Source organism: Bacillota bacterium (assembly GCA_012837285.1).
Taxonomy (GTDB): Bacteria; Bacillota; DTU030; order DUMP01; family DUMP01; genus DUNI01.
Map to the genome: position 1 here is coordinate 1 of DURJ01000162.1, position 2,180 is coordinate 2,180.

Sequence of the window (2,180 nt, forward strand, 5' to 3'; positions counted from 1 at the left end):
ATCATTTTCTTTGTTTTTGTTGTTGGTGGGGCCTTCAGTGTAGTTCAAGCTACCGGAATGATTGATGCTTATATGGCTAGGCTAACCAAGCTGCTGCAGGGGCGGGAAAACCTAATCATACCGGTGACCATGCTTGTATTTTCCCTCTGCGGGGCCATTGGTCTCAGGCCTGAATTGCTTCCCTTTGTGCCCGTTACAGTTTCTTTGGCCACAGCGTTTGGGTATGATTCCATTACGGGGATGGCCTTGTTTATGGTTGGCACTGTGGCCGGGTTTTCTACCGGCTTCTTAAACCCGTTCACCGTGGCAGTGGCCCAAGGAATTGCCGGCTTGCCGCTCTTTTCAGGACTCGCCTTGCGTATTCTGGCCTGGCTCTCATTTACCGGCCTTTCAACTTACTTTATCCACCGCTACGCCTGCAAAATCAAAGCCCAACCCGAAAGCAGTCTTGTTTTTGAAGAAGACACGACTAGGGACCCGGATTATGATTGGCAGCAAAGTTCCGTCCTTGAAGCGCACCATTTACGAGTCTTCATAGTAATCGTGGTAACCATGGGGATATTGGTCTATGCTGTGCTAAAGTGGTTCTGGGATATTGACCAGATAGCCGGTCTGTTTCTGTTTATGGGTATTGCTGCCGGATGTGTCGGGAAACTCAGTTCCCATCAGATTGCCGAAGCCTTTGTCGACGGTTCCAAACAGCTAATCTGCGGCGCATTCGTTATAGGCTTGGCATGGGCCATTATGGTAGTCCTAGAGGAAGGTAATATCAGCGATACAATTATTCACTGGCTGGCTGGTGCTATTGCTCGCTTACCAAGCAGCCTAAATGCTCTAGGCATGTATGTAGTTCAAAGTCTCCTCAATTTCATTATTCCTTCAGGTAGCGGGCAAGCCGCTGTGACTATGCCCATTTTAAGTCCGCTGGCGGACTTGGTAGGTGTGACCCGTCAAACGGCAGTATTGGCCTTTCAGTTCGGCGACGGGATTTCCAACAGTTTTGCCCCCACCGATGGCAGCCTCATGGCCGGTCTCGCTCTAGCAGGGATACCTTATGACAAATGGGCACGCTGGATCTTGCCCCTGCTAGCATTGCAGTATCTACTGGGAGCTGTTTTTATTATCATAGCCCAGGTGATCAATTACGGGCCCTACTAGAGAGTACTTGCGCCATGCGATTAAGTTATGAACTTTATTCGATAAAAGATGCCATGAAGAGGAAGGCTGACAACTAACGGCGAAAAGACTATAGCGAAGGACCGCAGCAAACCTGGCCAACAAGAACCGATCATTGTCAGGAGGACTTGTTCATGTCGCATTACGTTTATATCCTTCGTTGCTGCGATGGCAGCCTTTATACCGGATATTCCACAGACCCTGAGCGGCGGCTAAAAGAACACCAAGAGGGCAACGGTGCTCGCTATACGAGAGGACGGCGTCCGGTAAAGCTCTTGGGCTTTCTTGAATTTGACTCGCGGTCGGAAGCCATGGCGGCCGAAGCAGCCATCAAACGGTGCAGTCACCAAAAGAAGCTGGCAATATTGACCGGGGCAGAGGGGCAGATTGAAGCCCCTACCCAAAACCGCTGATATTACCGGTGCGTGTTAAGACTAGTACCAGGAATCCATTTAGATCAATAAGGCATGCGCAAACCCCGTCCCTAAGTGACGGGGTTCATGTTGAGGAACCAACGGCAGGAAAGAATCGTTAGCCGGCGAATTATTGATCATTAGGAAATAAGTGGTAAGCAGTGCCTTTGTGCCGCCAAGTAGTTAATGAAATATCAGGCTTTAGGACGAATAGGTAAATAGCTTATCCATATAATAAGGTTATGGGGCAATCCATTACTACCCTGTTCAGGTGGGTAATGGTAGAAACGATAGAATTAGATGAAGGACAAGTTCTTCAAAGAAGAGGGGTGAAGTTTACGAACGCGTTGGTTGTCTATTATTCACGAACCGGAAATACCAAAACGGCTGCCGAGAAGTTGGCGACAATTTTGAATGCGGACCTTGTGAGAATAATGAACCGTGATAACTATAAAGGAATAATTGGCTTTATCAGGTGCGGCTTTGAGGCAGCAATGGGAAGGGATGCTGCAATTGCAGATATGAGTATTGACTTTGGCGCTTATGACCAGGTAGTAGTCTGCACACCGGTTTGGGCCGGGAAAATGAGTA

General features: G+C 48.6%; 3 protein-coding genes. All 3 read left to right on the top strand.

Going from position 1 to position 2,180, the window contains the following annotated elements; all coding sequences use genetic code 11:
- On the top strand, positions 1–1,158 hold a 1,158-nt coding region (gene yfcC, locus GX016_09705; GenBank protein HHT71822.1), incomplete at its 5' end, for a putative basic amino acid antiporter YfcC.
- A gap of 152 nt (positions 1,159–1,310) precedes the next feature.
- Positions 1,311–1,589 (top strand): GIY-YIG nuclease family protein, encoded by a 279-nt coding sequence (locus tag GX016_09710; protein ID HHT71823.1) that lies wholly within the window; start codon positions 1,311–1,313, stop codon positions 1,587–1,589.
- 278 nt (positions 1,590–1,867) lie between these two features.
- Positions 1,868–2,180: hypothetical protein (locus tag GX016_09715; GenBank protein ID HHT71824.1), on the top strand; the 313-nt coding region annotated here is incomplete at its 3' end.

Excerpts from the sequence above, each read along its gene's own strand:
- GX016_09710 (HHT71823.1), top strand. The coding sequence starts at position 1,311 with ATGTCGCATTACGTTTATATCCTTCGTTGCTGCGATGGCAGCCTTTAT.